Source organism: Streptomyces sp. CNH287, assembly GCF_000424825.1.
In genome coordinates, this window is the sequence record NZ_KE384252.1 from 26,408 (window position 1) to 52,126 (window position 25,719).

Here is a 25,719-nt window from a genome sequence, read left to right on the forward strand (position 1 = left end):
CTGCAGGGCGTGCGGTGATGTGGTGACGTTACAACGGGTTCGGCGGACCGCGGACCACGGGTGGGCGCAACCGTTACTGGAGGACGGCTTCGGGCGAGGCCGTGGGAGCTGCTCGCTGAGGGGGCCACCGGCCGATGCCGGTGGCCCCCTCAGCGAGCAGCTCCGAGGACTGCGGGTGGGGGCCCGGTGCCCTTCGGGCCGACCTGGGACCCGCTGGCTGCGGGTCGACCGAAAGCCGTTGTCTACTGAGCATCCGGGCCCCGCCCGGGTCGCACCAGCCGACCGGCTGAAACCTTCCGCCCCCGTGCCGCGGGCGCTGGACCTGGCTCCCAGCGGTGGTGTGCCGGTGCGACGCACCACCCCCTGGCCCAGCGGCGTTCGACGACTGCGCGGAGAATTGCCGGTCGGACGTCCTGTGGTGGACTCCGCCGAACCTACCCGCCCACCGGCGTCGCCTGTCAACAGCCCTTTGACCTGCGGTGTTTCGCTAAATCAGCAGGTCAGTGCCGAGGGTGCACCACAGGTGCGACAGGCCGGTGAGCACATCGTTCGGCGGTATGGAGCAGCGCGCCGTCATCCGTTCGGCCGCGCGTACACGGTACGGCCGGAGACCACCGTCCGCAGACATACGGGCAGTTGGCCCTCCGGTGCGAGGGCGGGCAGGCCGGGGGTGCCCGAGCGCGGGTCGGTGGACCAGTTCGCCACCCTGGAGTCAGGGGCCTGCACGACGAGTTCGCCGGCCGACCAGAGGGCGTAGTCGGCGGGCGCGCCCGGCACCAGCACCCCCGCGTCGTCGCGGCCGACGGCCCGCCAGCCGCCGCGCGTGTGCGCGGTGAAGGCGGCGCGCACGGAGATGCGGTGCTCCTCGGTGCGGTGGAAGGCGGCGGCCCGTACGGCGTCCCACGGCCCCAGCGCGGTCACCGGGCTGTCCGAACCGAAGGCGAGCGGCACCCCCGCGCGCAGCAGGGCGGCGTACGGGTTGAGGGTGGCGGCGCGCGCCGCGCCGAGGCGCTCGGCGTACATACCGCCGTCGCCGCCCCAGGCCGCGTCGAACGCGGGCTGCACGGAGGCCGTCAGGGCGAGTTCGGCGAAGGCGGCGATGGTCTGCGGACCGAGCATCTCGGCGTGCTCGACCCGGTGCCGGGCGGCGCGGACGCGGGCCAGCCCCACCTGCTCCGCGGCGGCCCGCACGCCCTCGGCCACAGTGCCCACGGCCGCGTCGCCGATCGCGTGGAAGCCCGCCTGGAGTCCGGCCTCGGTGCAGGCGGCGACGTGGGCGGCGACCGCGGCGGAGTCGAGGAAGGAGCTGCCGGTGTGCGGGGCGTCCGCGTACGGCGCGTGCAGGTGCGCCGTACGGGAGCCGAGCGAGCCGTCGGCGAAGAGGTCGCCGGCGGCGCCGAGCGCGCCGAGCGCCCGCACCCGGGCGGCGTCCTTCGCGGAAGTGACGAACTCGGCCCAGTAGCCGGTGACCCGTGGGCCGGCCTCCTCGGCGGCGAGGGCCAGCAGGCCGGTGAGGTCGTCCTCGCTGGAGATGTCCGGTCCCGCGCACTCGTGGAGCGAGCCGATGCCGACCTCGGCGGCCCGGCGCAGCGCGGCGCGCTGGGCCTCGGTGCGCTGCTGTGCGGTGAGGGTGCCGTGGGCGAAGGCGCGGGCGGCGTGGTGGGCGTCGGCGGTCAGCGGCGCGTCCGGCCGGTAGCCGTCCAGGTCGGTGATCCCGGGCACGAGGTCGAGCAGCGCGGTGGTGACCAGGGCGGAGTGGACGTCGACCCGGGTGAGGTAGAGGGGGCGGCGGCCGGTGGCGGCGTCCAGTTCCGCGCGGGTGGGGTGGCGCCGCTCGGGCCATGCGGTCGCGTCCCAGCCGGTGCCCAGCAGCACCCGGTCGCCGGGGCGGGCGGCGGCGTGGTCGCGGACCCGGGCGAGCGCGTCGGCGAGGCTCCGCGCGGGGGCGAGGTCAAGACCGGTGAGCGCCAGGCCAGTTGCGGTAGTGTGCACATGGGAATCAGCGAATGCCGGGGTGACGAGGGCCCCGTCCAGCCGGATCGTCTCGTCCACACCGTCGGCGAAGGAGTCGGCCGCGCCTTCGGAGCCGACCCAGGCGACGGTGCCGCCCTCGACGACCATCGCGGTGGCGAAGGGGTCGGCGGGGCTGTGCACCTCGCCCCCGCGCAGCAGGACGGTACGGGGCCGCTCGGCGGCCGTCTGGGTGGTGGGGTCGTTCACGGCGGCTGCCTCGCGGTATCGGATCGGCTCGCTCCGCGCCCGTGCCGACGGCGGCGCGGGCGCTGCGGTGCCGCCCGGCCTGGGCGGCACCCGCCCAGTCTGCCCCGCGCCAGGGCGGAGCGGCGCCGGGGGTGGCCACGGGCGCGGCCGGCCCGGTCCGCCTCAGACGCGCGGCGGCCGGGATTCATAGGGCGTGGAGAGGACGACGGTGGTCCGGGTCGAGACGCCGGAGAGGGAGCGGATGCGGGCGAGCAGGTGCTCGAGTTCGATGGGGGTGGCGACGCGCACCTTGAGGATGTAGTTCTCCTCCCCCGCGACGCTGTGGCACGCCTCGATCTCGGGCACCTCGGCCAGCCGCTCGGCGATGTCGTCCGGCGCGCTGGGGTCGAAGGGCTTGACGGAGATGAACGCGGTCAGCGGCAGGCCGACCGACTCGGGGTCGACGATGGCCGCGTAGCCCCGGATGACCCCGCGCTGCTCCAGGCGGCGCACCCGCTGGTGCACGGCCGACGTGGACAGGCCGGTGGCTTTAGCCAGGTCGGTGTAGCTCATCCGGCCGTCTTTGACGAGCAGTTCCACGATGTGCCGATCCAGGTCTTCCACAGCACGTCAACTTACTGTGCCGGGCGCACTCCGGCACAGCTGGCGTCCGTTCGGAGGCACGAACGGGCGCGGGGTGTGAGCAACGCCACATCGATGCGCCCGTGCCCTGGGGAGCATGGCGATTATGCGCGTGGCACGACGGGAAGTGCTTGCTGTGGCCGGGCCCAGTCGTCGGACCGGTTCACCCGAGGGGGAATGGCATGCGCAGCGTGAAGACGCCGTCCACCAGTCGTGCACAGGACACGGTCCCGGTCGCCGCCACCGGCGCCGCCGAGGAGTACGACACCTACGAGATAGTCCGGGTCAACTGCCCGGAGTGCGCCCAGCCCATCGCGCTCTTCGCGGACGAGGAGCAGCTGCCCGAGCACGCGCTGTGCCCGACCCGCTGGGACCCGTTCGGTCTGACCGTGTGCCCCGGCACCGGGCGGGCCTCGTCGGAGGCCCGGCCCGCCGACGGCGAGGGCGGCGCCAAGGACGAGGACGTCGCGGCGCTGCTGACCCTGCCCCAGGGGCTGGACTGGCGGATGCAGCCGTTCTCGCACGCGGGCGGGCCCCGGCGCGCTGCGGCGGCGCAGGCGGCGGGGAGCTGAACGAGAGGGCGGGTGACAGCGGGAGCTGTCAGAGCGCGGGCACTTCCCGGGGCAGGTAGGCGCAGGCCGCAAGCGGCGCGTGCCACTGCCGGCCCAGCGTCTCGTACAGCGCGCGTCCTTCGTCGGTGACGCCCGGGACTCCCAGGCCTGCGTCCTCGACGAGCGTCAGCTGCCCGGTGGCGGCGCGTTCACCGGCCGCGTCGTACGCCCGGACGTGGAGGACGCCGTCGCGGCTGTACGTGGAGGCGGTGCAGCCCGCCGACGGCTCCTCGGGCACCTTGAGCCAGGTGTGCGGCGTGGTCACCGAGGCGGCGGCCTGGCGTACGGCCGCCTCGTGGGCGTGGGGCAGTACGCGGCGTGCGACGTGGCCGGGCGCATCCACCTCGACACAGAACCCCCAGGGCTGCTCGACCGGCCGTGGCGTGCCGCGTGACACCGCCCAGCCGGCCACCCAGAGCCTGACCAGTTCCGGAACCATCAAGCCCTCCTCGGTAAGCGCCAAAAACCTGGAGGGGGCATTACATTGGCAGGCACAGCACGGCAGGCGCCTCTGCTGCCCCCCGCGCGGGTCTCAGCGGGCTTCGGGGCCGAGCAGGTCGCGGGCGATGACCATGCGCTGGATCTGGTTGGTGCCCTCGACGATCTGGAGGACCTTCGCCTCCCTCAGGTAGCGCTCCACGGGGAAGTCGACGGTGTAGCCGTAGCCGCCCAGGAGCTGCACCGCGTCGGTGGCAACCCGCATCGCGGCGTCCGTGCAGAAGAGCTTGGCCATCGCGGCCTGCCGGGCGAACGGGCGCCCGGCGTCGCGCAGCCGGGCGGCGGCCAGCAGCAGGCTGCGGCCGGCCTCGATCTGGGTGGCCATGTCGGCGACCATGAACCGCAGCCCCTGGAAGTCGGCCAGCGGGCGGCCGAACTGCTCACGGGTGCGCAGGTAGGCGCGCGCCTCGTCCAGCGCGGCCTGGGCCAGTCCGACGGCGCAGGCGGCGATGCCCAGGCGACCGGAGGCCAGTGCGGCCAGCGCGACGACGAAGCCCTGCCCCTCGTCGCCCAGGAGGCGGTCGCCGGGCACTCGGACGCCGTCGAAGTGCAGCTGGGCCGTGGGCGAGTTCCGCATCCCCATCTTGCGCTCGGGGGCCGCGGCGGTCAGACCCGCCGCGTCACCCGGGACCAGGAAGGCGCTGATGCCGCGCGGACCCTCCTCGCCGGTACGCGCGAGGACGGTGTAGAAGTCGGCGACGCCGCCGTGGGTGATCCACGCCTTGGTGCCCTCCAGGACCCAGTCGCCGCCGTCGCGGACCGCGCGGGTGCGCAGGGCCGCCGCGTCCGATCCGGCGGCGGGCTCCGAGAGGCAGTACGCGCCCAGCAGCCCGCCGCCGAGCATCTCGGGCAGGTGGGCGGCGCGCTGCTCCTTGGTGCCGAACTCGGCGACGGCGTGGCAGGCCAGCGTGTGCACGCTGGTGCCGAGCCCGACGGTCAGCGACGCCGCGGCCAGTTCCTCGACGACCTGGAGGTAGACCTCGTAGGGCTGGTCACCGCCGCCGTACTCCATCGGGTAGGGGAGGCCGAGGAGGCCCGATTCGGAGAGCAGGGTGAAGACCTGGCGGGGAAAACGGCCGGTGTGCTCGTCCTCGCCCGCGGTGGGCCTGATCTCCCGCGCGGCGATCTCCCGCACGAGGGACAGCAGGTCCTGCGCTTCCTCGGTGGGCAGTTGGCGTTCCACCGGCTGGGGACCGAACTCGGGCATGGGGGCGCTCTCCTCGTGTCGGGGCTGCGGTGACGGACACGGGGTGCCGTCCGTCGCCGGGGTCCTCGCTGCCCCTGCCGAGGTGCTCGCGCCGTCGGGTTCCAACGGCGGCTGACCAGCGGCTGCGGCTTTCTGGAGTATGCCCGATACGGGGCACCGCGTCACCAGAATCGCGGAGCGAACCGATCACCCAGAGGAACGGGCATTGGTCCGCACCATTGACGCAGTGGTCTAGTCCTTCTAGCGTGCCCATCGATGACACGTCGCGTTCATGCCAATGATCGCGGCACTCCGACCGATGCTCCCTCCTCCACACCCCCACATCACCCCCACCAAGGAGAGTCATGCTCGGATTCTCACGCAGAAGCGGTCGCCCTCGGCGGCGCGCGCTGTTCGGCACCCTCGGGACCGCGTGCACGGCGGCCCTGGCCGCCGGACTGCTCGCCGCCGGCCCCTCCGCAGGCGCCTCGGAGACGGCGGCGGACAAACCTGCCCAGCAGCCCGCGGCGGCCGGCCAGGCGGGCACCAAGGCGGCCGGCAAGGTCGTCGGCTACTTCACCGAATGGGGCGTCTACCAGCGCAACTACCACGCCAAGAACGTGGACACCTCCGGCGCGGCGGACAAGCTGACGCACATCAACTACGCCTTCGGCAACGTCCAGGGCGGCGAGTGCACCATCGGCGACGCCTACGCGGCCACCGACAAGGCGTACACCGCCGACCAGAGCGTCGACGGAGTGGCGGACAACTGGGAACAGCCGCTGCGCGGCAACTTCAACCAGCTCAAGAAGCTGAAGAAGAAGCACCCGGACCTCAAGATCCTCTGGTCCTTCGGTGGCTGGACCTGGTCCAACGGCTTCACCGAGGCGGCCAAGGACCCCCAGGCGTTCGCCGAGTCCTGCTACAACCTCGTGCACGACGCACGCTGGGACGGCCTCTTCGACGGCATCGACATCGACTGGGAGTACCCCAACGCCTGCGGGCTGACGTGTGACGAGAGCGGCCCGGACGCGTTCGGGAAGGTCATGCAGGCGCTGCGCGCGAAGTTCGGCGGCAACGAGCTGCTGACCGCCGCGATCACCGCCGACGCCTCGGACGGCGGCAAGATCGACGCCACCGACTACGGCGGCGCCTCGCAGTACGTCGACTGGTACCTGGCGATGACCTACGACTACTTCGGCGCCTGGGACGCGCAGGGCCCCACCGCCCCGCACTCCCCGCAGAAGGCGTACGACGGCATCCCCAAGTCGGGCTTCAACACCACCGACACCATCGCCAAACTCAAGAAGGCGGGCGTACCCGCCCAGAAACTGCTGATGGGGCTGGGCTTCTACGGCCGCGGCTGGACCGGTGTGACCCAGTCCGAACCGGGCGGCACGGCGACCGGGCCGGCGCCGGGCAAATACGAGCAGGGAATCGACGACTACAAGGAGCTGAAGGCCAAGTGCCCGGTCACCGGCACCGTCGCGGGCACCGCCTACGCCCACTGCGGCAGCAACTGGTGGAGCTACGACACCCCGCAGACCCTGGGCGAGAAGACCGCCTGGGCCGCCAGTGAGGGTCTGGGCGGCTCGTTCATCTGGGAGCTGAGCGGTGACACCAGCGACGGCGAACTGATCAAGTCCATCCGCTGACCACGCCGTGCACCGGGGCGGGGGCCGGGCGCCGCCGGTCCCCGCCCCTTCGTGCCCAAAAGGCCAGGTCGCCGGGTTGTCGGACCCGGATGGCACACTCGGTCGCATGCCGGACGACACGGGTGGCCAGGCGTCGGCGGACGCGGTGCGCTGGGCGCTCGCCGAGTCCGCCGACGGGCGCGCCCTGGTCTGCCCGCTGGACGCGCGGGGCGCCCCCGCCGGGCCGGTGCGCGCGGAGGAGTCGGCGGTCGCGGCGGTGCGTGCGCGCCCGTCGGTGGGCCGGTGGGTGTGGCGCTCGACCGCCGCCCTCTATCCCCGACTGCTCAGCGCCGGCCTGCGCGTGGAGCGCTGCCTGGACGTGGAGGCCGCCGAGAACCTGCTGCTGGGGCACGAGGGGTACGCCGGCGAGCCGCGTTCGCTCCCCGCCGCCCGCGCGCGGCTGCACGGCCTCCCGGTCCCCCGCGATCCGGCGCCCGTCTCCCGCGAGGCGGACCCGCAGCCCTCCCTCTTCGAGGCCGGGCCGGTGCCGCTGCCCGAGGGGGTGGACCCGATGGGCGCACTGCTGGAGGTGTACGCGGCGCAGCTGGAGCGTACGGCGGCGGCCCGGCACCCCGGGCGGATGCGGCTCCTGCTGGCGGGCGAGTCGGCGGGCACGCTGGTGGCCGCCGAGATGAGCCGGGCCGGGGTGCCCTGGCGGGCCGACGTGCACCGGGAGCTGCTCGCTGAGCTGCTCGGCGAGCGGTACGGAGGCGGCGGCGAGCCCCGCCGTCTGGCGGAGCTGGCCGAGGAGGTGTCGCGGGCGTTCGGGCCCGGGGCCCGGGTGCGGCCCGACCTGCCCGCCGACGTGCTGCGGGCCTTCGCCCGGGCCGGGCACCCGCTCACCTCCACCCGCGCCTGGGAGCTGCGCGAGATCGACCACCCCGCGGTCGCCCCGCTGCTGAACTACAAGAAGCTCTACCGGCTCTACACGGCGCACGGCTGGAGCTGGCTGCGCGCGTGGGTGCGCGACGGCCGGTTCCGGGCCGAGTACCTGCCGGGCGGCACGGTGTCCGGGCGCTGGACGACCAACGGCGGCGGGGCGCTGCAGATCCCCAAGGTCGTACGGCGCGCGGTGGTGGCCGATCCGGGCTGGCGCCTGGTGGTGTCCGACGCCGACCAGATGGAGCCCCGGGTGCTGGCGGCCGTCTCGCGCGATGCGGGGCTGATGGAGGTGGCCGCCAGCGGGCGCGACCTGTACACGGTGCTCTCGGAGCGGGCGTTCTCCGGCGACCGCGAGCAGGCCAAGCTCGCGCTGCTGGGCGCCGTCTACGGCCAGACCAGCGGGGACGGCCTGCGGAATCTGGCCGCGCTGCGGCGGCGCTTCCCCGCAGCGGTGGACTACGTGGACGAGGCGGCGCGGGCCGGCGAGGAGGGGCGCCTGGTGCGTACGTGGCTGGGCCGCACGTGTCCCCCGGCGGGCGCCGGGGACGAGGAGGGAGGGGAGGGGGACGCGAGCGGCGAGGGCGGGTACGGCGCGGCCCGGGAGGCGCCGTACGGCGGCGGGGCGGGGGCGCGGGCCCGGGGCCGCTTCACGCGTAACTTCGTGGTGCAGGGCAGCGCCGCCGACTGGGCCGTGCTGATGCTGGCCGCACTGCGGCAGGCGCTTGCCGGGATGCGCGCCGAGCTGGTGTTCTTCCAGCACGACGAGGTGATCGTGCACTGTCCGGCCGAGGAGGCGGAGCAGGTCGCCGAGGCCGTGCGGGCGGCGGGCGAGCGGGCGGGGCTGGCGGCCTTCGGGGACACGCCGGTGCGGTTCGGTTTCAGCACGGCGGTGGTGGAGTGCTACGCCTCGGCGAAGTAGCCCGGGGCCCGCGTGCGGAGCGTCCGGGCGCGGCGGCCCACCGCCCGGGTCAGCCCAGCTCCGCCAGCAGTGCGCGCAGGAACCGGCCGGTCTGCTCGGGAGGTTCGGCCTCCGCGCACAGCCGGTCCATGATGAGGGTGTACTGGTCGATGTCCTCCTGCTTGTCGAGGTAGACCGCCCCGGTCAGCTGCTCCAGGTACACCTTGTCGGGCAGATCCGGTTCGGCGAACCGCAGGAGAGTGATCGGCGATCCGGCCGCCGCGTTGGCGCCCACGCTGAACGGCGCGAACTGGAGGGTGACACTGGGCAGTTCGATCACCTCCAGCAGGTGCCGCAGCTGGGCGCGCATCACCTCGGTGCCGCCGAACGGTCGGCGCAGCACCGCCTCGTCGACCACCGTCCACACCTTGGGCGCCCCCGGCCGCCTCAGCAGCCGCTGCCGCTCCATCCGCAGCTCGACCAGCCGCTCGATCTTGCGCTCGGCGGCGTCCGGGTAGCCGAGGCGGGTGACGACCTGGGCGTACGACTCCGTCTGCAACAGGCCGGGCAGGAACTGGACTTCGTAGGTCCGGATGAGCGAGGCCGCCTCCTCCAGGCCGATGTGCAGCGCGAACCAGTCGGCGAGCACGTCGCTGTACTGGTGCCACCAGCCGGGGGTGTTGGCCTGCCGGGCCAGCGCGAGGTACTCCTCCCGCTCGGCGGCGAGGCAGACCCCGTACAGGGTCAGCAGGTCGGTCAGGTCGCGCTGCTTGAAGCTCACCTGGCCCAGTTCCAGGCGGCTGATCTTGGCGTGCGAGCCGCGGATCACCTTGCCCGCGGACTCCCGGCTGATGCCGCACGCCTGCCGGAGTGTGCGCAGCCGCGCCCCCAGGACGATGCGCACCACCGTCGGCCCTGTCTCCGGGCGCCCCAGGTAGCGTCCCAGGTGCGGCTCGCCGTCCGGCTGCCTCATGGCGGTCATTACCACTCCTGCGTTCTCCTGCGGTCGTGCCGCGTCGTGTGGTCTCGGCACGTCGGTGCCTGGATGGGCGGCGGACCGCGGGGCTCAGCGCTTGCGGCCCACCGCCGCGTACAGCGGGATGTCGGTGGGCCCCAGCGCGTCGGCGCCCAGGTCCACGGGGTCGGGGCGCCAGTCCTGGACGGCCTGGAGGCCGGGGTCGATCAGCTCCAGGCCGTCGAAGAAGCGCAGGACCTCCTGCCTGCTCCGGGCGTACAGGTGCGATCCGTCGGCCTCCATGCCCTCGGTGACCTGCTGGATGGCCTCGACGGCGAAGTCGTCGGTCAGGTGCGTCAGCGCGAGGCAGCTGCCCGGGGGCAGCGCGCGGACGATGCGCTCGACGATGCCGTACGCCTCCTGCTCCACGGGCAGCCAGTGCAGCACCGCGCAGAGGGTCACCGCGACCGGGAGGTCCGCATCGAAGGTCTCGCCCAGCTCCCGGCTGCCCAGGATCGCCTCGGGCTCGCGCAGGTCACCCTGGAGGTAGGCCGTACGCCCCTGCTCGCCGCTCTGGTGCAGGGCGCGGGAGTGGACCAGCACGATCGGGTCGTTGTCGGCGTAGACGACGCGCGAGGCGGGGGCGGAGCGCTGCACGACCTCGTGCAGGTTCGGCGAGGTGGGTATGCCCGTCCCGATGTCCAGGAACTGCCTGATGCCCTCCTGCTCGGCCAGGAAGCGGGCGGCCCGGTGCATGAAGGCGCGGTTCTGGCGGGCGACGAGGGCGGCGTTGGGCACGGCGGTCAGCACCCGCTCGGCCGCCTCACGGTCCGCCGGGTAGTGGGTCTTGCCGCCGAGCAGGACGTCGTAGACGCGCGCCGCGTGCGCCCGGTCGGTGTGCAGGTCGACCGGAGGTCTGGCCGCGGCGCGCATCCAGCCGCGCGGGTCCGTCATCTCGCTCTCCCTCCCGCCGCACACCGCCGCGGTGGGTGCCAGGTCGTCAAATTCTCTACCAGGTTAGCCGGTTGAGGTGATCCAGAGCAGCCGCGTGCTCGCTTTCCGTGACCCGCGCGCCCGGGGAGGACGGATACTGGCATTTAGATTCATAATGCAATGAAATAGTAATGTAAAATTCCACTGCTCCCTCGCCGCCCTGCACAAGGGCACCCATACCAGGAGGAACTGTGACGCAACCCGCCACCCGCCTGCACACCGGCAGCCACGATCTGGACGTCTCCCCCGAGCTGGAAGCCTTCATGGCCACCGCCTGGGCTCCCTCGCCGCTGCCCGGCGGCGTGCGGGTGCCCTCGTACGCGGTCACCCCCGGGCGGCGGGCGCGGCTCTCCGCACACTTCCCCGGCGAGCGGCTCATCCTGCCCGCCGGGCAGCTGAAGGTCCGCACCAACGACTGCGACCACCGCTTCCGGCCGCACAGCGCCTACGCCTGGCTGACCGGGCTCACCGGCGAGGACCAGCCCGGCAGCGTGCTGGTCCTGGAGCCCTCCGGCCCCGCCGGCCACGAGGCGCTGCTCTACGTGCGCCCGCGTTCGCCGCGCGACAGCGGCGAGTTCTACCGCGACCGGCGCTACGGCGAGTTCTGGGTCGGCCGCCGCCCCGACCTGGCGGAGGCGGCCGAGCTGACCGGCATCGAGTGCCGGCACGCGGCGGACCTGGCGGCCCTCCTCCGCGGAGCCCAGCCGCCCACCCGGGCGCTGACGGGCCTGGACACCGCCGTGGACGCGCTGCTGGATGCGGCCCCCGGCGTGCACGGGCCGGACCGCGAGGCCGAACTCGCCTCCGTCCTCTCCGAGTTGCGCCTGGTCAAGGACGAGTGGGAGACGGCACAGCTGCAACTGGCGGTCGACAGCACCGCCCTCGGCTTCGAGGACGTGGTGCGCGCGCTCCCGCAGGCCCTGCGCCACCCGCGCGGCGAGCGCTGGATCGAGGGCGTCTTCAACCTCCGCGCCAGGACGGAGGGCAACGGCACCGGCTACGAGACGATCGCCGCCGCCGGGGCCCACGCCTGCGTGCTGCACTGGATACGCAACGACGGCCCGCTCGACGGCGGCCAACTGCTCCTGCTGGACGCGGGCGTGGAGACCGACACCCTCTACACCGCGGACATCACCCGCACCCTGCCCCTCTCCGGCCGCTTCACGCCGGCCCAGCGCGAGGCGTACGAACTGGTGCTGGCCGCCCAGGACGCCGGCATCGCGGCACTGCGGCCCGGCGCCGCCTTCCGCGACTTCCACCGCGCGGCGATGCGGGTGCTCGCGGAGGGTCTGCGCGAGTGGGGGGTCCTCAAGGTCTCCGCCGAGGAGGCACTGGCCACCGAGAGCGATCTCTACCGCCGCTACACCCTCTGCGGCAGCGGCCACATGCTCGGCATCGACGTGCACGACTGCGCCAAGGCGCGCGCGGAGACCTATCTGGACGGCGAGTTGGCCGAGGGGCACGTGCTGACCGTGGAGCCGGGCCTCTACCTCCAGCCGGACGACGAGACGCTGCCGCCGGAGCTGCGCGGCCTCGGCATCCGCATCGAGGACGACTTGGTGATCACCGCCGACGGCTCCCGCCTGATGTCCGGCGCGCTGCCGCGCACCGCGGACGGCGTCGAGGAGTGGATGGGGACGCTGCTGGCGGGTTGAGGCACCCCCGTCCCGGGCGGGAGGCCGCCCGGGGAGGGCAGCCTTCCGCGGCGCCGGTCCCCTTCGCGAGCCGGGCGTCGCCCCCGCAGGTTCAGCCCGGCGCACCCGCCTGGCGGGGCGGCTCGGCGGCGCGCTCCTGGTCGGCCGCCCACAGCGAGCGGACGTGGTGGAGGTGGTGGCGCATGAGCGCCCGCGCCGCCTCCGCGTCGCCGCTGAGCATGACCTCCAGCAGCGCGGTGTGCTCCTTGGCGGAGTCGACGAGCACGCCCTCCTGGTCGAGGTCGGTGAGCCCGTAGAGCCGGGAGCGCTTGCGCAGGTCGCTGACGACGCGGACCAGGTGCGCGTTCCCCGCGAGCGAGAGCAGGGCCAGGTGGAAGCGGCGGTCGGCCTCGAGGTAACCGATGAGGTCGTGCCTGCGGGCGGCGGCCACGATCTCGTCGGCCGCCGGGCGCAGCGCCTCCAGCTCCTCGGGGGCGGCCGTCTCGGTGATCCGGCCGATCGTGGGGATCTCGATGAGGGAGCGGATCTCGGTGAACTCGTCGAGATCCCGCTCGGTGATCTGGGTGATCCGGAAGCCCTTGTTGCGGACGGCCTCCACGAGGCCCTCGCGCACCAGGTCCAGCATGGCCTCCCGCACGGGCGTGGCCGAGACTCCGTACTCGGCGGCGAGGGTGGGCGCGGAGTAGATCTCCCCCGGGCGCAGTTCACCCGCGATCAGCGCGGCACGCAGCTCATGGGCGACTTGGTCGCGCAGGTGCTCCTGGACGGAGACGAGCTTGCGCGGCTTGCGGGTCTCCATGCGCTGCCTCCATGTCTGGCGGGAGCCCAAGTGTACAATGTGACGTTTCTGTTCCTCCCCGGCGCGCTCCCCCGCGCCCCCCGTACGCGGAAGGGCGGGCCCCGGAGACGAGGTCTCCGCGGCCCGCCCTGACACCGGCTCTTCGCGCGGTGTGCCCGCTGGTGCTACGCGCCGCAGTCACCCTCCGCGCACGTGGCCAGCCAGCTGTACCAGTCGGCGTCGTAGCGCGAACCGATGCTGTTGGTCAGGTGGTTGCGCGCCGCGTCCCAGTCACCGGCCCGGTAGTGGCCCAGCACCGTGTCCACCTCGCCCCGGTGCGACTGCAGCATGTACCGGACAGCGAGGTAGCCCCATTGGTAGACGCGGGTCTGGTCCGCGTCGTACGTCGTGTCGAAGAGGGTGCTCAGCGCGTACGTGCGGTTGCCCGCCTCGGTGAGGGCGGCCTCGTAGGGGAGGTTGCGGTACGAGTAGGAGACGTACTCCGCGAAGCCCTCGATCCACCAGATGGTGGGGGTCGAGACGTTCGCCTCGAAGTCGCCGTGCATGTTGAAGCGGCCGTCGAGGTAGTGCGTGTACTCGTGGTTGAGGTTCCAGATCTGGAAGTCCGGCTTCTCCCACTCTGCCTCGTAGGCGATGAACCGCGGCTGGTTGCCCGCCGCCGAGGGGTCGCCCTCCAGGTACATGCCGCCGTTGTCGGTGTTGATACCGAAGATCACTCCGGCGTAGGTCTGGTAGTCCCGGCTGGAGTCGAAGGCCACTACCTCCAGCGAGGTGTTGCGGTCGCCCGCGACGGGGCCGCTGTCCCTGGCGATGCCGTGGAAGTACTCGTCCTGGCCCGCCAGGCTGGCGCACGCCTCGCCGAGCTGCCCTGAGGTCAGCTCCTGGGCCCGTATGCGGAGGCTGTCGCTGCAGGTGTGCTCGACGGGCAATGCCGCCGTCTTCAGCCGCTCCTGCAGGTCGCAGGTGTCGTAGGAGGCGCAGTTGTCCTTGTCGTAGAAGTCGGCCATCTCGGCGACGCCCACCCACAGCTGCGCGGTCTCGCCGGTCATGGCGGTCCTGCCGAGGAGGTCCTGGGCCAGCGGCCGGAGCTTGGCGCGCAGGGCGTCGTACTGGAGGAAGCGGCCCATCTCGCGGCCCGCGTTGTAGACGAGGTAGCTCTGGTCGCCGCGGAGCAGGTCGAGATGGCGGGCGGCGAAGCCGTGCAGGGTGTCCAGGACGCCGGGGTCGGCGGTCACCGCGGTCACGAACTCGGGCACCTGGTGGCCCCGGAAGAGGATGTTGTAGGAGTTGTTGACGGCGGTGAGCATCCAGTACGAGGAGTCGTAGGAACTGTCGTAGCCGTCCAGCATGCGCGTGACGAGGGGCAGGTAGCGCGCGTTCTCCTGGGCGCTGTCCACGAGGGTGACGGCCTCGGCGAGCGTCTCGCCGTTGGCGTCGGAGACGTCGTGGGAGCGGGGCGCGGCGAAGAAGGCGTCAAGTCCGGCGCGGATGGCGGTCCGCAGCTCCGGGCCGTACTCGCCGACCTCCTCGTTGTACCACTGCACGAAGTAGCCCGCGCGCAGGTAGAGGACGATCTGCGGCATGCCGGTGGAGCTGTCGCCGGGGTAGCTCGCGGCACCGTCGCGCAGGGCGTAGGCGACGCTGACCATCTGCTGCTGGCGGAAGGCGTGGTACGCGTCGCCACCGGTGAGACGGAAGAGGGTGTTGACGCAGGCCGTCTCCGACTTCTTGATCTGCTCGACCAGTTCGGCGCCCGTCTTGCTGGTGAAGTCGCTGACGTCGCAGTCGGCCGCGTTCGCCTTGCCCTTGCCGCTCCGGCCGCTCTGGCCGCCCTTGGCCGCCTGCATGGAGGGGCGCTTGCGGGCCTCGGGGACCGCGGGAAGGTCGTAGTCCTGCCGCAGCGCCTGCTTGCTCGCGGTCTGCGGCCCGCGCTCGCTGAGCTTCTGACGCTTGTCCCGTACGTGCTCCGGGTCGCCCGCGGGCGCCTCCGAAGCCGCCTGTGGGGGCAGTCCGGCGGGTGCGGTGCGCGCGGCCTCCCGTGCGGTCCCCTCGCGGGGAGCCGCGAAGCCGGGCCCGGACAGCGTGCCCGCGCCGAGGGCGAGCATCAGGGCGAGCACCCAGAGTCTTCTGATCCGTGGTGGTGTTGCCGTTCTCGATCTCACCAGCCGCCTCCAGCGGGATGAGGCCGCACCCAGCGCGGCCCGAGTGGGGGTTCGAACCTTGACATGAACACGGTGTAAACCATGCGACATGTACAATGGCACACGTCACATGGCTTGGGAACAGCCCGAACAGGATTGCCCCGCCCGGCAGTTGGCGCGGCACCCCGGCCGCGGCACCCCGGCGAACGCGAGACGCCCGCGCCCCCACCGCTTCGGCGAGGGCGCAGGCGTCCGAGGTCAGGTCAGGGTCAGCCGATGGTGGCCGTCCAGTTCGGGTCCTCCAGGGTCCAGTCCTCATCGGTCGAACGGCCCACGGTGACCAGTACCTTCTTCCCGTACTTGTCGTCGATCGCGTACTCGGCGGTCTTCTCCGTCTTGACGCCGGCCGCGACCCGGCCGGTCATCTGCTTGGAGCCCGCCTCGACGTAGAGAGAGGTCACGTCCCCGCCGTTGGTGGCTCCCTGGGCGGTGACGTACAGGTCGTCGATGTCCAACGGCTTCTTGCTGCCGTTGTCGATGGCGATGACCGCACGGAAACCGGTCTGTCCCGCCGCGGGCTTGTCGTCGAACTCCGCGAACTCGGTGAGCGGGGAGACGCTGCGCACGCTGACGCTGACACCGTCGGGGTAGGTGTAGACCTCGCCCGCTTTCAACTCGGTCGCGGGCTCGTCGCCGCCGGAGCCGTCCTCCGCGCCCCCGTTCTCGTCCTCGGCGCCGGGGGCGAGTTCGTCGGCGTCGACCTTCACCTTCTCCTCGACGACCTCCTTCATCATGTCCTCGAGTTCGGCGTCGGTGAAGCCCTTGCAGGGCGCGGGCGTCTCCTCGGACTGCGGGGCCTCGGGGTCCTTCTCCGCCTTGTCGTACGCCGCCTTGATCTCCTTCTTGCAGGAGCCCGGGGACGCGCTCTTGGTGCCGCCCTCCCCGTCACCCCCGCACGCCGCGGTGAAGGTGAGGGCGACGGTGGCGCCGAGTGCCGCCAGCAGGCGGAGGCGTCTGTGCTGGGTCTTGGTTCGGGGATGCATGAGCGGGTTCCTTCGGGGATGTCAGCGCGGGGTGGCGGTGACATGACCCCCCACAGGCCCCGAGGGTTGTAGCGGAATCCGCTCGTTCCCGTCCATGTGGGCTATCTCGCACCGCCGTCCGGCGCGGGCGCGGGCACACAGCCCTTGTGGGGAGAAGAGGGGAAATGAGGGAGGTTATGTTCGGTAAATATGGTGTTCCGGTAACGAACGGCGTCCGGCGTCCGTAGTCTGAGCGCCTGCCGGGCCCCGAGGGGGGCTCCGGACCGGACGTGAAGGATGCCCATGCCCCGCAACCGCTCTGTCGCCGTCGCCTGCTCCGCAGCCTCTCTGGCCTGCGTCTTCCTGATACCGACGGCGCCGGCGCACGCCGCCGGATCGATCCACCTGTACAAGATCTACTACGACAGCCCGGGCAGTGACACGCGCTCCAACACGTCGCTGAACGCCGAGTACGTGCAGATCCGCAACACCACCGGCGCGGCGTTCCAGATGAAGGGCTACACGCTGCGGGACGCGGCCGGGCACAAGTACACCTTCCCCTCGTACCGGATCAGCGCCGGGAAGACCGTGAAGGTGCACACGGGGCGGGGCACCACCTCGCCCGGTCACCTCTACCAGGGGCGCCGGGCCTACGTGTGGAACAACGACAAGGACAGCGCGACGCTGCGCAAGCCGAGCGGCGCGGTGCGGGACACCTGCGGGTACAACTCCACGCGCGCCGACTACCGGATGTGCTGACCTGGGCGGGCCGCTCCTCCCGCGGGGGCCGTCCCGCCGTGCGTCACAGGGTCGGGACGACCATGGGCGCGCCGGTGACCGGGTCGGGCACGACGACGCTGGGGAGGTCGAACACCCGCTGGACCAGGTCCGCGTCGATGACCTCGGAGGGGGCACCCTCGGCGACGACGCGGCCGTCCCGCATCGCCACCAGGTGGTCGGCGTAGCGGCACGCCTGGTTGAGGTCGTGGAGGACGGCGATGACCGTGCGCCCCTCGTCGCGCAGGCGGGCGAGCAGCGCCAGCAACTGGTACTGGTGGGCGAGGTCCAGGAAGGTCGTGGGCTCGTCGAGGAGCAGGTAGGGCGGCTCCTGGGCGAGCACCATGGCGATCCACACGCGCTGGCGCTGCCCACCGGAGAGGCTGTCCAGCTCGCGGTCGGCGAGGTCGCCGACCCCGGCGGCGGACATCGCCTCCTCCACGGCCCGCTCGTCCTCGGGCGACCAGGTGGCCAGGAGCGACTGGTGCGGGTACCGGCCGCGGGCGACGAGTTGGCGGGCGCGCGTGTTCTCGGGCGCGGTCAGGGTCTGGGGCAGGAAGCCCAGTTCGCGGGCGACGGCCTTGGGCCGCCAGTGGCGCACGTCCCGGCCGTCGAGGGACACCGTGCCCTCCGTCGGCCGCAGCAGGCGTACGAAAGCCCGCAGGAGGGTGGACTTGCCGCAGGCGTTGGGGCCGACGACGGCGGTGAACGCGCCGCTTGGCACATCCAGGCTCAGGCCGGTGGCCACCGTGCGCTCCCCGTAGGCGAGGGTGATCCCCTGGGCGGTCAGCCGCGGGGGCGCCCCTTGGGCCGAGGTCGCGGCCGAGGTCGCGGGTGTGGGTGTGGCGGGCGGGGAAGCGGTCACGGCCGGGTGACCTCCTTGTAGAGGAGCCAGAGCAGGTAGCAGCCGCCGAGCGCGGTGGTGACGACACCGACCGGCAGCACGACGGGGGCCAGCAGCGTCTGCGCGAGCAGGTCCGCCGCCAGCAGCAGGACGGCACCGGTCAGCGCGGCGGGCAGCAGGGTCACCCCGGAGGCGCCGGCGAGGCGCCGGCCGATCTGCGGCGCCGCGAGGGCGATGAAGATCACGGGTCCGGCGACGGCGGTCACCGCGGCGGTGCAGCCGACCCCCGCCAGCACGCTCAGCAGCCGCAGGGGGCGCAGCCCGACCCCTGTGGTGACGGCGAGTTCGTCGCCCAGGGCGGCCTGGCGGGTGGCGTGCGAGAGGAAGGCGAGCAGCAGCGCGAGGACGCCGATGGCGAGGAACGACAGCCGCAGGTCGTGCCAGTCGACGCCGTTGAGGGAGCCCGCGTTCCAGCCGGTCGCCGCGATGGCGACGTCGAGATCGGCGCGCAGCACGATCCAGGAGTTGAGCGCGGTCAGCACGGCGTTGACGCCGATGCCGATGACGACGAGCCGCAGACCGCTGAGCCCGGTGTCCAGGGACAGCAGGTAGACGACGGCGGCGGTGATCAGTCCGCCGGTCACGGAGGCGGTGGCGAGCTGGGCCGGGGTGCCGGCGAGCACGGTGAGGGCGAAGAGCGCGCCGGTGTAGGACCCGGCGTCCAGGCCGATGACGTCGGGGCTGCCGAGCGGGTTGCGGGTGAGGTTCTGGAAGACGGCGCCGGCCAGGCCGAGAGCGGCGCCGAAGACGAGCGCGGCGGTGACCCGTGGCAGCCGCCACTCGCGGACGACGATGACCGAGTCGCCCGATCCGGCGAGCGCGCGCAGCACCTCGGCGGGAGGGTCCCAGGAGTCGCCGCGGCACAGCGCGGCCACAGCCAGGACCAGCGCGGAGGCGAGGAGCAGCAGGGTCACGGCGACGGTACGGCGTTCGGCCTGGACCGAGCAGCGGCCGAGCCGCAGTACGAAGGGGGCGGGGAGGTGGTCGGGTGCGGATTTCACAGCGGCACCGCCCCGCGCCGTCGGACGGCCCAGATGAGCACCGGGCCGCCGAGGAAGGCCGTGACCACGGCCACCGGGACCTCTCCGGTGGACAGCAGCACCCGGGAGGCGACGTCGGCGGTCAGCAGCAGCAGCGGCCCCAGGACCACGGTGTACGCCATGAGCCAGCGCAGCGAGCCCCGGGAGACGCGGCGGGCGAGGTGCGGGACCATCAGGCCGAGGAAGGCGATGGGCCCGGCGACGGCGGTGGCGGTGCCGGCGAGCACGGTGACCAGCGCGAGGATCGCGATCCGGGTGCGGTTGACGTGCGCGCCGAGGGCGTGCGCGACGCTCTCGCCGAGCGCGAGGGTGCTCAGCGGACCGGTGAGCAGGAAGGAGCAGGCCAGGGCGAGGGCGATGATCAGCAGCGGCGCGGTGAGCGAGAGCTGCTCGCGTCCGGCCAGCGACCCGACCGACCAGAAGCGGTACCCGTCCAGGACGTCGGGGAAGGCCAGGCGCATACCCAGGGACAGGCCGCCGAGTACGAAGCTGAGGGCCGTACCGGCCAGCAGCAGGCGCAGGGGCGAGGTCCTGCCGACCGCGTAGACGAGGACCGCGGCCAGCAGGGAGCCGGTGAAGGCGAGTGCGAGCTGGCTCGCCTGGTGGTCGGCGAGGCCGAGCGTGGCGCCCAAGGTGATGGCGAAGCCCGCGCCGAACGTGACGCCCAGGACGCCCGGTTCGGCCAGCGGATTGCGCGTCAGGGTCTGGATCAGGGTGCCGGCGCAGCCCAGCGCGGCCCCGACGGCGACCGCGAGCACGGTACGGGGCACCCGTACCTCACGGACGATGAGCCGCGCGTCGGTGCCGGAGTCGCCCGCGAGCGCGCGCCACACCTCGGCGGCCGGGACGGAGCCCGCGCCGACGCACAGGCTGGCGCCCGCGGCGGCGAGCAGGGCGGCGACGGCCGCGGCGAACAGCACGGCCCGCGGGCCGTTGCCTGCCGCGGCCGGCGCGGTGCCGGCCGCGGGGGGCTCCGCAGGTGTGGCGGCGGGCGGGGCGGCGGGCGCGGCGGCGGGTTTCTCAGTCCTCAAGTCCGACGACTCCGCGTTTCCAGTAGCCGGTGAAGAGGGCGTCGAGCCGGCCCTGGTGCCAGGCGCGCAGCGGCTTGATGTCCTCGGCCTCGCCGGCGGCGAAGAGGAAGGACCGCCCGGCGGGCAGGGACAGCCCGGTGACGGTGCGGGCCAGCGCGGAGCGCCCCTGCGCGCGTACGAGGCGGTGGACGGTGACCCCCGCGCGGTGCGGCAGCGGGTAGTCGTGCTCCGACTCGTGGTCGGCCTCCACCACGAGGTCGGCGGAGACGTCCGCGGCGGACTCCTCCAGCCAGCGCGCGGCGGCCGGCAGCGCGGTCGGGTCGACGGCCAGGACGTAGTGGTCGTAGGTGTGCGGGAAGGCCTTGGCGCCGGGAGGCCCGGCGATCACGGCATCGTCGCCGACGGCGGCCTCACGCGCCCAGCTGGAGGCGACGCCGCCGTCGTGGAGGACGAAGTCGAGGTCGAGTTCGCGGGCCTCCGCGTCGTAGCGGCGGACGGTGTACTTGCGGGTGGTGGGGAACGGGCGCGGCCAGTCGAGCATCTGACGGTCGTTGGGCACGGGGATGCGGCGGGTGCCGTCGGGGTCGGGGAAGACGATCCGGACGTGGTCGTCGGCCTGGTAGCTGTGGAAGCCGTCGAGCCCGGGACCGCCGAGTGTGAGGCGGAGCATGCGGGGTGTGAGCTGGGTACGGCGCAGGACGGTGGCGACACGTACCCCGATGGGGTAGGGGACGCGCACCAGGCCGGTCCCCGAGCGGTGGTGGGCGGCGACGCGGCCCTGCGGGTCATGACGGTCCGACACGGGCTACTCCTTCTCCAGGAGCGGGGCCAGCGCCTTGTCGAGTGCGCTCAGGGTGCGCTGGGCGGAGGAGTAGGTGGACGCCTCGGTGTGCCGCACGGGGAAGGCGCGGCCGGCCTGGACGGCGGGGAGCTTCTTCCACAGCGGGGACTTGAGCACGTAGCTCACAGACTTGCCCGGCTTGCCGTCGGGACCGACGCTGTAGGTGATGGCGTCGGCGTCGCCGAGGTTCTCGGGCAGTTCCTCGATGGAGGGGGTCTCGGTGACCGCCTGCGAGCCCTTGCCGGGCTTCTCGGGCTTGCCGGGGTAGGAGACGCCGATGTCCTCGGCGACGTTGGTGCCCCAGGCGTCGGCGTACTCGCGCGCGTAGGTGCCCGCGGAGGCGTCCCCGTAGGAACCGATGTGGCCGAAGTCGAGGCCCTTGAGCGCGTCGTCGTACTTGCCGCTCAGCTCGGCGGCCCGCTTCTCGTAGGCGGTCTTCGCCTTCTCGAAGTGCTGGAGACGGCCGGCGGCGTCGGCCTGCCGCTTCGACAGCTCGCGCCAGGCGGAGGGCAGGGTGGGGCCGATGGCGACGACGGGGGCGATGGACTTCAGCCGCTTCATGTCGACGTCGCCGAGGACGGGCGCGGGGACGCCGATGACGATGAGGTCGGGCTTCTTCGCGGCGATGGACTCGTAGTTGGTCTCGGCGGCCGTCTCTCCGGCGATCTTGGGCAGATCGTCGTAGGTGGCGCGGTCCTTCTCCGTCATCAGCGGCCGGCCGCGTGCCCAGCCGGAGATGCCGACGAGGGCGGCGTCGGCCTCGATGAGGACGGGGACGGCGTAGCCGGTGGCGATGACCCGCTTCGGGTCCTTGGGGATGGTGACCTTGCCGTTGTCCGCGGTGAAGGTGCGGGTGGCACCTCCCTTCTTGTCGCTGCTGCCGCCGCCGTCGGAGGCGGAGCAGCCGACGAGCAGAGCCAGCGGGAGAAGGAGGGCGGTGAGGCTTTTGGCCGGGGATGGTCGCACGGGTGGTTCCTTGGGGCTGAGGAGCGGAGCAGTGGCTTAGGTTAGCCTTACCTCAAACCAAAGGGATATCGCTGAGAGGTCACACCATGGCGGTCGCAGGACACCGGCGCACCGATCCCGTGCGCTGCGAGGAGTTCGGCTACGGCCTCGGCCGCCCGGACGGGATCTTCGTACTGCGCTACCGCGCGGCGGGCGCACTGGAGTTCGCGGGCCGGCGGCAGGACTTCCTGCACCAGCTGTACTTCTCACCGGACGGCGTGTTGGCGATGCTGCTGGGCTCGCGGGTGCGCTTCACCGGCGCGGGCGAGGCGTTCTGGGCCGAACGGGCCGTCGCGCACGAGGTGCGGGCCGGGGACCGGGGGGCCGTCTACCGCGTCTGCCTGCGCCAGATACCCCCGGCGCTGGAGGGCCTGCGGGCGGGCGTGGTCTCCGTCGAGCCCGAGGCCGCCCGGCTGCTCACGACGGCGATCGCCCGCGCGGGCTGCCCGGAGCGCGAGGCGCTCGCGGCGCGGGAGCGGTTCATGGCGGGGCTGGCCACCTCCGACGCGGACTACGTCGCCCACCACGCGAGGGGTACGGGCGCGGCGCTGGCCGTGGCCCGCCAGCTGGCCCGCGACCCGGCGGACCCCACCGAACTGCGCGAGTGGGCCGCGCGGCTGCACGTCAGCGTGAAGACGCTCCAGCGCGACTTCACCCGGGAGTTCGGCGTCCCCTACACGCGCTGGCGCACCGCGCTGCGGCTCCGGGCGGCGCGCGTGCTGCTCGGCGACCAGCAGGTCACCCGGGTCGCGCACCTCGTCGGCTACGCCAGCGCCTCCGCGTTCGTGGCGGCCTTCACGAAGGAGTACGGCTGCACCCCGGGCCGCTACGCGGAGGACGCCGACGGCACAGGGACCTACCGGGCGACAACGTGACGCGGTGGCCGTGCCACGGCCCGAGGACGCGACGTCCACCGTCGAGCCCGCGAGGTGTCGCGCGGGTGGAGCGCACGGCATGCACGGCCTGCCGCCTGAGTCCCGCCGAGGGGCGGGACTCAGGCGGGCCGGAGTCCGCGGAGGTGATCCGGTCGGCAGGGGGCTACCCGGTCATGGCCGTCACGCCGGATCGATGCGGGAGACGGTGCCGTTGAGCGCGAACACGTACAGCTCCCCGTTGCCGGCCTGCGCGAACGAGATGGCCTCGCCGCCGTTGACTCCGAGATCGTTGACAGCCGTCACCTCGCCGTCCTCCATCTCCAGGGAGCGGACGGTGCCGTCGCAGGAGTCGCTGTACAGGTACTGGCCCCGGAGGTCCGGGATCGCCGCTCCCCGGTAGACGAATCCTCCGGTGACCGCGCAGGCCAGCCCGGTGCGGTCGTACTCGTGGACCGGCGGCACGTGGTTCGCGGGCTCCGTGGCGCCCCGGAAGGGATGGGTGCCCTCCATCCGGGCCCAGCCGTAGTTCTCGCCGCCCTCGCTGTCCGCCGGGGCCCGGTCGATCTCCTCCCATTCGTTCTGGCCGACGTCACCGATGAACATGTCACCCGTGCCCGAGTCGAAGGAGAAGCGCCACGGGTTGCGCAACCCGTACGCCCAGATCTCGTCCCTCGCCTTCGGGTCGCCCACGAACGGGTTGTCCGCCGGGACGGCGTACGGCTTGCCGCCGCTTTCACCGCTCGGGTCGATCCGCAGCATCTTGCCGAGCAGCGAGTCGAGGTTCTGCCCGTTGCCGTGCGGGTCGCCGCCCGCACCGCCGTCGCCGAGCGCGATGTAGAGGTAGCCGTCGGGGCCGAACTTGATGTCGCCGCCGTTGTGGTTCGTGTACGGCTGCGGCTGGGTGAGGACGGTGCGCTGGGTGCTCGGCCGGATCTTCCCGTGCCGGAGGGCGAACTCGTCCACGGTGCTGGTGCCTTCGAGATCCGTGTAGGAGACGTAGAAGTGCCGGAATCCCTTGTCGAACGCGACGCCCAGCAGGCCGCCCTCGCCCGCAGTGCTGATCTTGCTGGTGAGGTCGAGGACGGGCGCGCTGAGCCGATCGCCCTTCAGAATCCTTACGGTGCCCTCGCGCTCTGCTATCCATACCGTGCCGCGGGGGCCGGCGGCCCCCGCGATGGGGGTCTTGGCAGTGGCCACCTTGGTCAGCGCGACCTTCGCCGCCCGAGGTGGCACGTCGGTCTCGTCTGCGGACGCCGTGGTCAGCGCCAGAGAGGCGACGAGGCAGACGGCGCCGACAACTGCCGAGCTTCTGGTGCGAACGTTCACCGTGATCCTCCTTGAGGCGGCGAGTGGGGGGGGAGTCACCCGGATGCTTGACAGGGGGCGACGGGTTGCCCGCGCCGGCACGCAGCCTGGTGGGGGTGGGGAGTGCGACTGGCTGCGGGCGAGGATACGGGGGCGGAGATGGTTTGGTACAGACCAAGACCCCCACCATCTCCGCCGAGTTGGGCGGTACGTGCGCCCGCTACCCGCCGCTCAGCACAGCCCGAGCCGGCGCAGCACCCGGCGCTGACGCGGTGCCGGGTCGGCGGGGAAGTAGAGGTAGCAGACCCCGCCCGTGCCGCTCCTGACCTTGCCCGCCGCGTCGTACCGCTTCGTGCGCAGCCAGATGTTCTCGAACTGCCGCCGGGGATAGACGTGCCGCACCGAGGGGTTGTCCGGTGAGGCGGGGTCGTTGGCGATGACGTCGCCGTCCTCGGTGAAACCGACCACCGTCATCAGGTGCCCGGCCGTGCCGTAGCCCGCGCCGTCCAGTTCCGACTCGATGAAGGACTGCGAGGTGATCAGCGGGATGCCCGCCGCGACGAGCCGCTCGGCGTCCGCCAGCGAGGCGCAGCGCGTGACCACGGCCCGCATGTCCCGGTAGGTGGCGGCGTAGGCCGCATTGAAGGGCCAGTTGCCGCAGCCCTGGTACTCGTAGTCGAAGGTGAAGCGCGCGGCGTGGCAGACCTGCGGGTCCTGGAAGTCGGGGTTGACCCAGGCCAGATCCTCCTCGGTCGGCTTGCGGCCCCAGTACTCAATGATCATCTGGGAGGAGGTGGGGCTGCACCACGCCTCTCCCCCGCCGTCGTACTCCGGGTACTCACCCTCGTGGATGTTCTGCGAGTAGCGGGGCACGGACAGTTCCACACCGCTGGCGGCGCCCGGCTCGCTGGCCGGGACCTCGAAGCGGTCCGGGATGTCCGAGGCCATCGCGCCGAGGAGCCATACGGTGGGGCTCTCGTCGCCGCCGGGCGTGCGGTAGAGCGTCACGCGCAGCCGGTACCCGGCGAGCCGGTCGCCGGCGGTGAGGTCGTCGATCGAGAGGGTGTCGGTCCACACGGTGCTGCGGCCGTCGCTCTGGTCCGGCACGGAGGTACGGCGGGGCACCGTGTCGCCGTCCCCGGACGTCCACACGCCGAGCGTGTACCAGGGCGTGTCGGTGCCGTTCGTGTAGGTGCCGCGCGCCTCGACGCGCAGCCAGGTGCCCTCGGGGGTGGCGGCGTTCCAGGAGGCGATCAGTTCACCGGCGGGCTGGTCGGGAGCGTGGCGCGGCGAGGTCCAGGCCGCGTACTCCCACTCGGCGCTCCGGCCGGTGTGCGGGTCCCGGTACTCGACCGTCCCCGCGGGCTTGCCGAAGACGATGCCCGCGCGCGCCCCGCCCACCGTGCGGGTGCCGCGGTGCGTGCCCGACCGCCAGTCACCGGCGGTGGTCCAGGCGCGGTAGTCGATGAGGTCGTCCTTCCTCGGCCGGTCCGGCCTGTTCCCGGCGGTGTGCGCGTCCGCGGCGGACGCGGAGGAGGCCCCGGCGGCGGCGGTCGCGAGGGCCGCCGCCAGCACGGTGCGGCGCCTGGCTGGTCTGCTGGTCATGAGGTGAAGCCCCCAGTCGGTAGTCCGAAGAGTGCGGCGGAGGTAGGCAGCGACTCGCTTGGCGAGTCAACTATTGCCGCTGACCGGACTCCGGGGCCAGTGCCGGGCACGTCCGGCGCGCCCGCCGGGCCGAACGGACATTGGGCCGACCAATGGCGCTG

At 72.9% G+C, this 25,719-nt stretch carries 22 protein-coding genes; 6 read left to right on the forward strand and 16 right to left on the reverse strand.

The window, feature by feature from the left end; translation table 11 throughout:
• Positions 1-573 precede the first annotated feature (573 nt).
• Together H299_RS0127555 and H299_RS0127560 are read right to left on the reverse strand one after the other, a co-directional pair.
• The gene (locus H299_RS0127555) at positions 574-2,220 is read right to left on the reverse strand and encodes an amidohydrolase family protein (RefSeq protein WP_027751044.1); all 1,647 of its coding nucleotides are present in this window, start codon (positions 2,218-2,220) and stop codon (positions 574-576) included.
• Positions 2,221-2,382: 162 nt separating this feature from the next.
• Positions 2,383-2,823, reverse strand: coding sequence for an Lrp/AsnC family transcriptional regulator (locus tag H299_RS0127560; protein WP_027751045.1), 441 nt, complete (start codon positions 2,821-2,823; stop codon positions 2,383-2,385).
• A gap of 200 nt (positions 2,824-3,023) precedes the next feature.
• On the opposite strand from H299_RS0127560, the gene H299_RS36650 reads away from it, so the two are divergent.
• Positions 3,024-3,413: a hypothetical protein gene (locus tag H299_RS36650; RefSeq protein WP_051262924.1), complete on the forward strand. Its 390-nt coding sequence runs from the start codon at positions 3,024-3,026 to the stop codon at positions 3,411-3,413.
• A 28-nt stretch (positions 3,414-3,441) separates the two neighbouring features.
• On the opposite strand, the gene H299_RS0127570 is transcribed toward H299_RS36650, so the two are convergent.
• Together H299_RS0127570 and H299_RS0127575 are read right to left on the reverse strand one after the other, a co-directional pair.
• Complete coding sequence (locus H299_RS0127570) at positions 3,442-3,891, reverse strand: hypothetical protein (protein ID WP_027751046.1); 450 nt, start codon at positions 3,889-3,891, stop codon at positions 3,442-3,444.
• 93 nt (positions 3,892-3,984) lie between these two features.
• Positions 3,985-5,157: an acyl-CoA dehydrogenase family protein gene (locus H299_RS0127575; RefSeq protein ID WP_027751047.1), complete on the reverse strand. Its 1,173-nt coding sequence runs from the start codon at positions 5,155-5,157 to the stop codon at positions 3,985-3,987.
• 344 nt (positions 5,158-5,501) lie between these two features.
• On the opposite strand from H299_RS0127575, the gene H299_RS0127580 reads away from it, so the two are divergent.
• On the forward strand, positions 5,502-6,791 hold the full coding sequence (locus tag H299_RS0127580; RefSeq protein WP_037761083.1) for a glycoside hydrolase family 18 protein: 1,290 nt from the start codon (positions 5,502-5,504) through the stop codon (positions 6,789-6,791).
• A gap of 106 nt (positions 6,792-6,897) precedes the next feature.
• On the forward strand, positions 6,898-8,631 hold the full coding sequence (locus H299_RS0127585; RefSeq protein WP_027751049.1) for a bifunctional 3'-5' exonuclease/DNA polymerase: 1,734 nt from the start codon (positions 6,898-6,900) through the stop codon (positions 8,629-8,631).
• Between the two features lie 49 nt (positions 8,632-8,680).
• Here H299_RS0127585 and H299_RS0127590 read toward each other — a convergent pair whose 3' ends face one another.
• Positions 8,681-9,592 (reverse strand): Scr1 family TA system antitoxin-like transcriptional regulator, encoded by a 912-nt coding sequence (locus H299_RS0127590; RefSeq protein ID WP_027751050.1) that lies wholly within the window; start codon positions 9,590-9,592, stop codon positions 8,681-8,683.
• A gap of 84 nt (positions 9,593-9,676) precedes the next feature.
• A complete protein-coding gene (locus H299_RS0127595) occupies positions 9,677-10,519 on the reverse strand; it encodes an SAM-dependent methyltransferase (protein ID WP_027751051.1) in 843 nt (280 codons plus the stop codon).
• Between the two features lie 230 nt (positions 10,520-10,749).
• Between H299_RS0127595 and H299_RS0127600 the strand changes: the two genes are divergently transcribed.
• Positions 10,750-12,213 carry an aminopeptidase P family protein gene (locus H299_RS0127600; protein WP_027751052.1) on the forward strand — a complete coding sequence of 488 codons (1,464 nt, stop codon included), beginning with the start codon at positions 10,750-10,752 and terminating at the stop codon, positions 12,211-12,213.
• A gap of 91 nt (positions 12,214-12,304) precedes the next feature.
• Here the strand turns inward: H299_RS0127600 and H299_RS0127605 are convergent, their stop codons facing one another.
• The 3 genes from H299_RS0127605 to H299_RS0127615 form a co-directional block, all read right to left on the reverse strand.
• A complete protein-coding gene (locus H299_RS0127605) occupies positions 12,305-13,012 on the reverse strand; it encodes a GntR family transcriptional regulator (RefSeq protein ID WP_027751053.1) in 708 nt (235 codons plus the stop codon).
• Positions 13,013-13,176: 164 nt separating this feature from the next.
• On the reverse strand, positions 13,177-15,117 hold the full coding sequence (locus H299_RS36655) for a collagenase (RefSeq protein ID WP_078513143.1): 1,941 nt from the start codon (positions 15,115-15,117) through the stop codon (positions 13,177-13,179).
• 305 nt (positions 15,118-15,422) lie between these two features.
• Positions 15,423-16,196, reverse strand: a complete 774-nt coding sequence (locus H299_RS0127615; protein ID WP_027751054.1) for a hypothetical protein — start codon at positions 16,194-16,196, stop codon at positions 15,423-15,425.
• A gap of 282 nt (positions 16,197-16,478) precedes the next feature.
• Between H299_RS0127615 and H299_RS0127620 the strand changes: the two genes are divergently transcribed.
• The gene (locus H299_RS0127620; protein ID WP_027751055.1) at positions 16,479-16,934 is read left to right on the forward strand and encodes a lamin tail domain-containing protein; all 456 of its coding nucleotides are present in this window, start codon (positions 16,479-16,481) and stop codon (positions 16,932-16,934) included.
• Positions 16,935-16,977: 43 nt separating this feature from the next.
• On the opposite strand, the gene H299_RS0127625 is transcribed toward H299_RS0127620, so the two are convergent.
• The 5 genes from H299_RS0127625 to H299_RS0127645 form a co-directional block, all read right to left on the reverse strand.
• Complete coding sequence (locus tag H299_RS0127625) at positions 16,978-17,742, reverse strand: ABC transporter ATP-binding protein (RefSeq protein ID WP_027751056.1); 765 nt, start codon at positions 17,740-17,742, stop codon at positions 16,978-16,980.
• 71 nt (positions 17,743-17,813) lie between these two features.
• Entirely contained in the window at positions 17,814-18,818 is a 1,005-nt protein-coding gene (locus H299_RS0127630) for an iron chelate uptake ABC transporter family permease subunit (protein WP_027751057.1), read from the reverse strand.
• Between the two features lie 35 nt (positions 18,819-18,853).
• Positions 18,854-19,816 (reverse strand): iron ABC transporter permease, encoded by a 963-nt coding sequence (locus H299_RS0127635; RefSeq protein ID WP_027751058.1) that lies wholly within the window; start codon positions 19,814-19,816, stop codon positions 18,854-18,856.
• A gap of 100 nt (positions 19,817-19,916) precedes the next feature.
• On the reverse strand, positions 19,917-20,729 hold the full coding sequence (locus H299_RS0127640; RefSeq protein ID WP_027751059.1) for a siderophore-interacting protein: 813 nt from the start codon (positions 20,727-20,729) through the stop codon (positions 19,917-19,919).
• A gap of 3 nt (positions 20,730-20,732) precedes the next feature.
• Positions 20,733-21,734: an ABC transporter substrate-binding protein gene (locus H299_RS0127645; protein ID WP_027751060.1), complete on the reverse strand. Its 1,002-nt coding sequence runs from the start codon at positions 21,732-21,734 to the stop codon at positions 20,733-20,735.
• 86 nt (positions 21,735-21,820) lie between these two features.
• Between H299_RS0127645 and H299_RS36660 the strand changes: the two genes are divergently transcribed.
• Positions 21,821-22,648 (forward strand): helix-turn-helix transcriptional regulator, encoded by an 828-nt coding sequence (locus H299_RS36660; RefSeq protein ID WP_486587459.1) that lies wholly within the window; start codon positions 21,821-21,823, stop codon positions 22,646-22,648.
• Between the two features lie 180 nt (positions 22,649-22,828).
• Here H299_RS36660 and H299_RS0127655 read toward each other — a convergent pair whose 3' ends face one another.
• Both H299_RS0127655 and H299_RS0127660 read right to left on the reverse strand, forming a co-directional pair.
• Entirely contained in the window at positions 22,829-23,974 is a 1,146-nt protein-coding gene (locus H299_RS0127655) for a PQQ-dependent sugar dehydrogenase (protein ID WP_027751061.1), read from the reverse strand.
• Positions 23,975-24,184: 210 nt separating this feature from the next.
• Complete coding sequence (locus H299_RS0127660) at positions 24,185-25,558, reverse strand: peptidase C39 family protein (protein ID WP_027751062.1); 1,374 nt, start codon at positions 25,556-25,558, stop codon at positions 24,185-24,187.
• Between the last annotated feature and the right edge of the window lie 161 nt (positions 25,559-25,719).

Coding starts and splice junctions, on each gene's coding strand:
- H299_RS36660 (WP_486587459.1), top strand. CDS start 21,821: ATGGCGGTCGCAGGACACCGGCGCACCGATCCCGTGCGCTGCGAGGAG.
- H299_RS0127595 (WP_027751051.1), bottom strand. CDS start 10,519: ATGACGGACCCGCGCGGCTGGATGCGCGCCGCGGCCAGACCTCCGGTC.
- H299_RS0127580 (WP_037761083.1), top strand. CDS start 5,502: ATGCTCGGATTCTCACGCAGAAGCGGTCGCCCTCGGCGGCGCGCGCTG.
- H299_RS0127570 (WP_027751046.1), bottom strand. CDS start 3,891: ATGGTTCCGGAACTGGTCAGGCTCTGGGTGGCCGGCTGGGCGGTGTCA.
- H299_RS0127605 (WP_027751053.1), bottom strand. CDS start 13,012: ATGGAGACCCGCAAGCCGCGCAAGCTCGTCTCCGTCCAGGAGCACCTG.
- H299_RS0127585 (WP_027751049.1), top strand. CDS start 6,898: ATGCCGGACGACACGGGTGGCCAGGCGTCGGCGGACGCGGTGCGCTGG.
- H299_RS36655 (WP_078513143.1), bottom strand. CDS start 15,117: ATGCTCGCCCTCGGCGCGGGCACGCTGTCCGGGCCCGGCTTCGCGGCT.
- H299_RS0127575 (WP_027751047.1), bottom strand. CDS start 5,157: ATGCCCGAGTTCGGTCCCCAGCCGGTGGAACGCCAACTGCCCACCGAG.
- H299_RS0127620 (WP_027751055.1), top strand. CDS start 16,479: ATGCCCCGCAACCGCTCTGTCGCCGTCGCCTGCTCCGCAGCCTCTCTG.
- H299_RS0127660 (WP_027751062.1), bottom strand. CDS start 25,558: ATGACCAGCAGACCAGCCAGGCGCCGCACCGTGCTGGCGGCGGCCCTC.
- H299_RS36650 (WP_051262924.1), top strand. CDS start 3,024: ATGCGCAGCGTGAAGACGCCGTCCACCAGTCGTGCACAGGACACGGTC.
- H299_RS0127590 (WP_027751050.1), bottom strand. CDS start 9,592: ATGACCGCCATGAGGCAGCCGGACGGCGAGCCGCACCTGGGACGCTAC.
- H299_RS0127615 (WP_027751054.1), bottom strand. CDS start 16,196: ATGCATCCCCGAACCAAGACCCAGCACAGACGCCTCCGCCTGCTGGCG.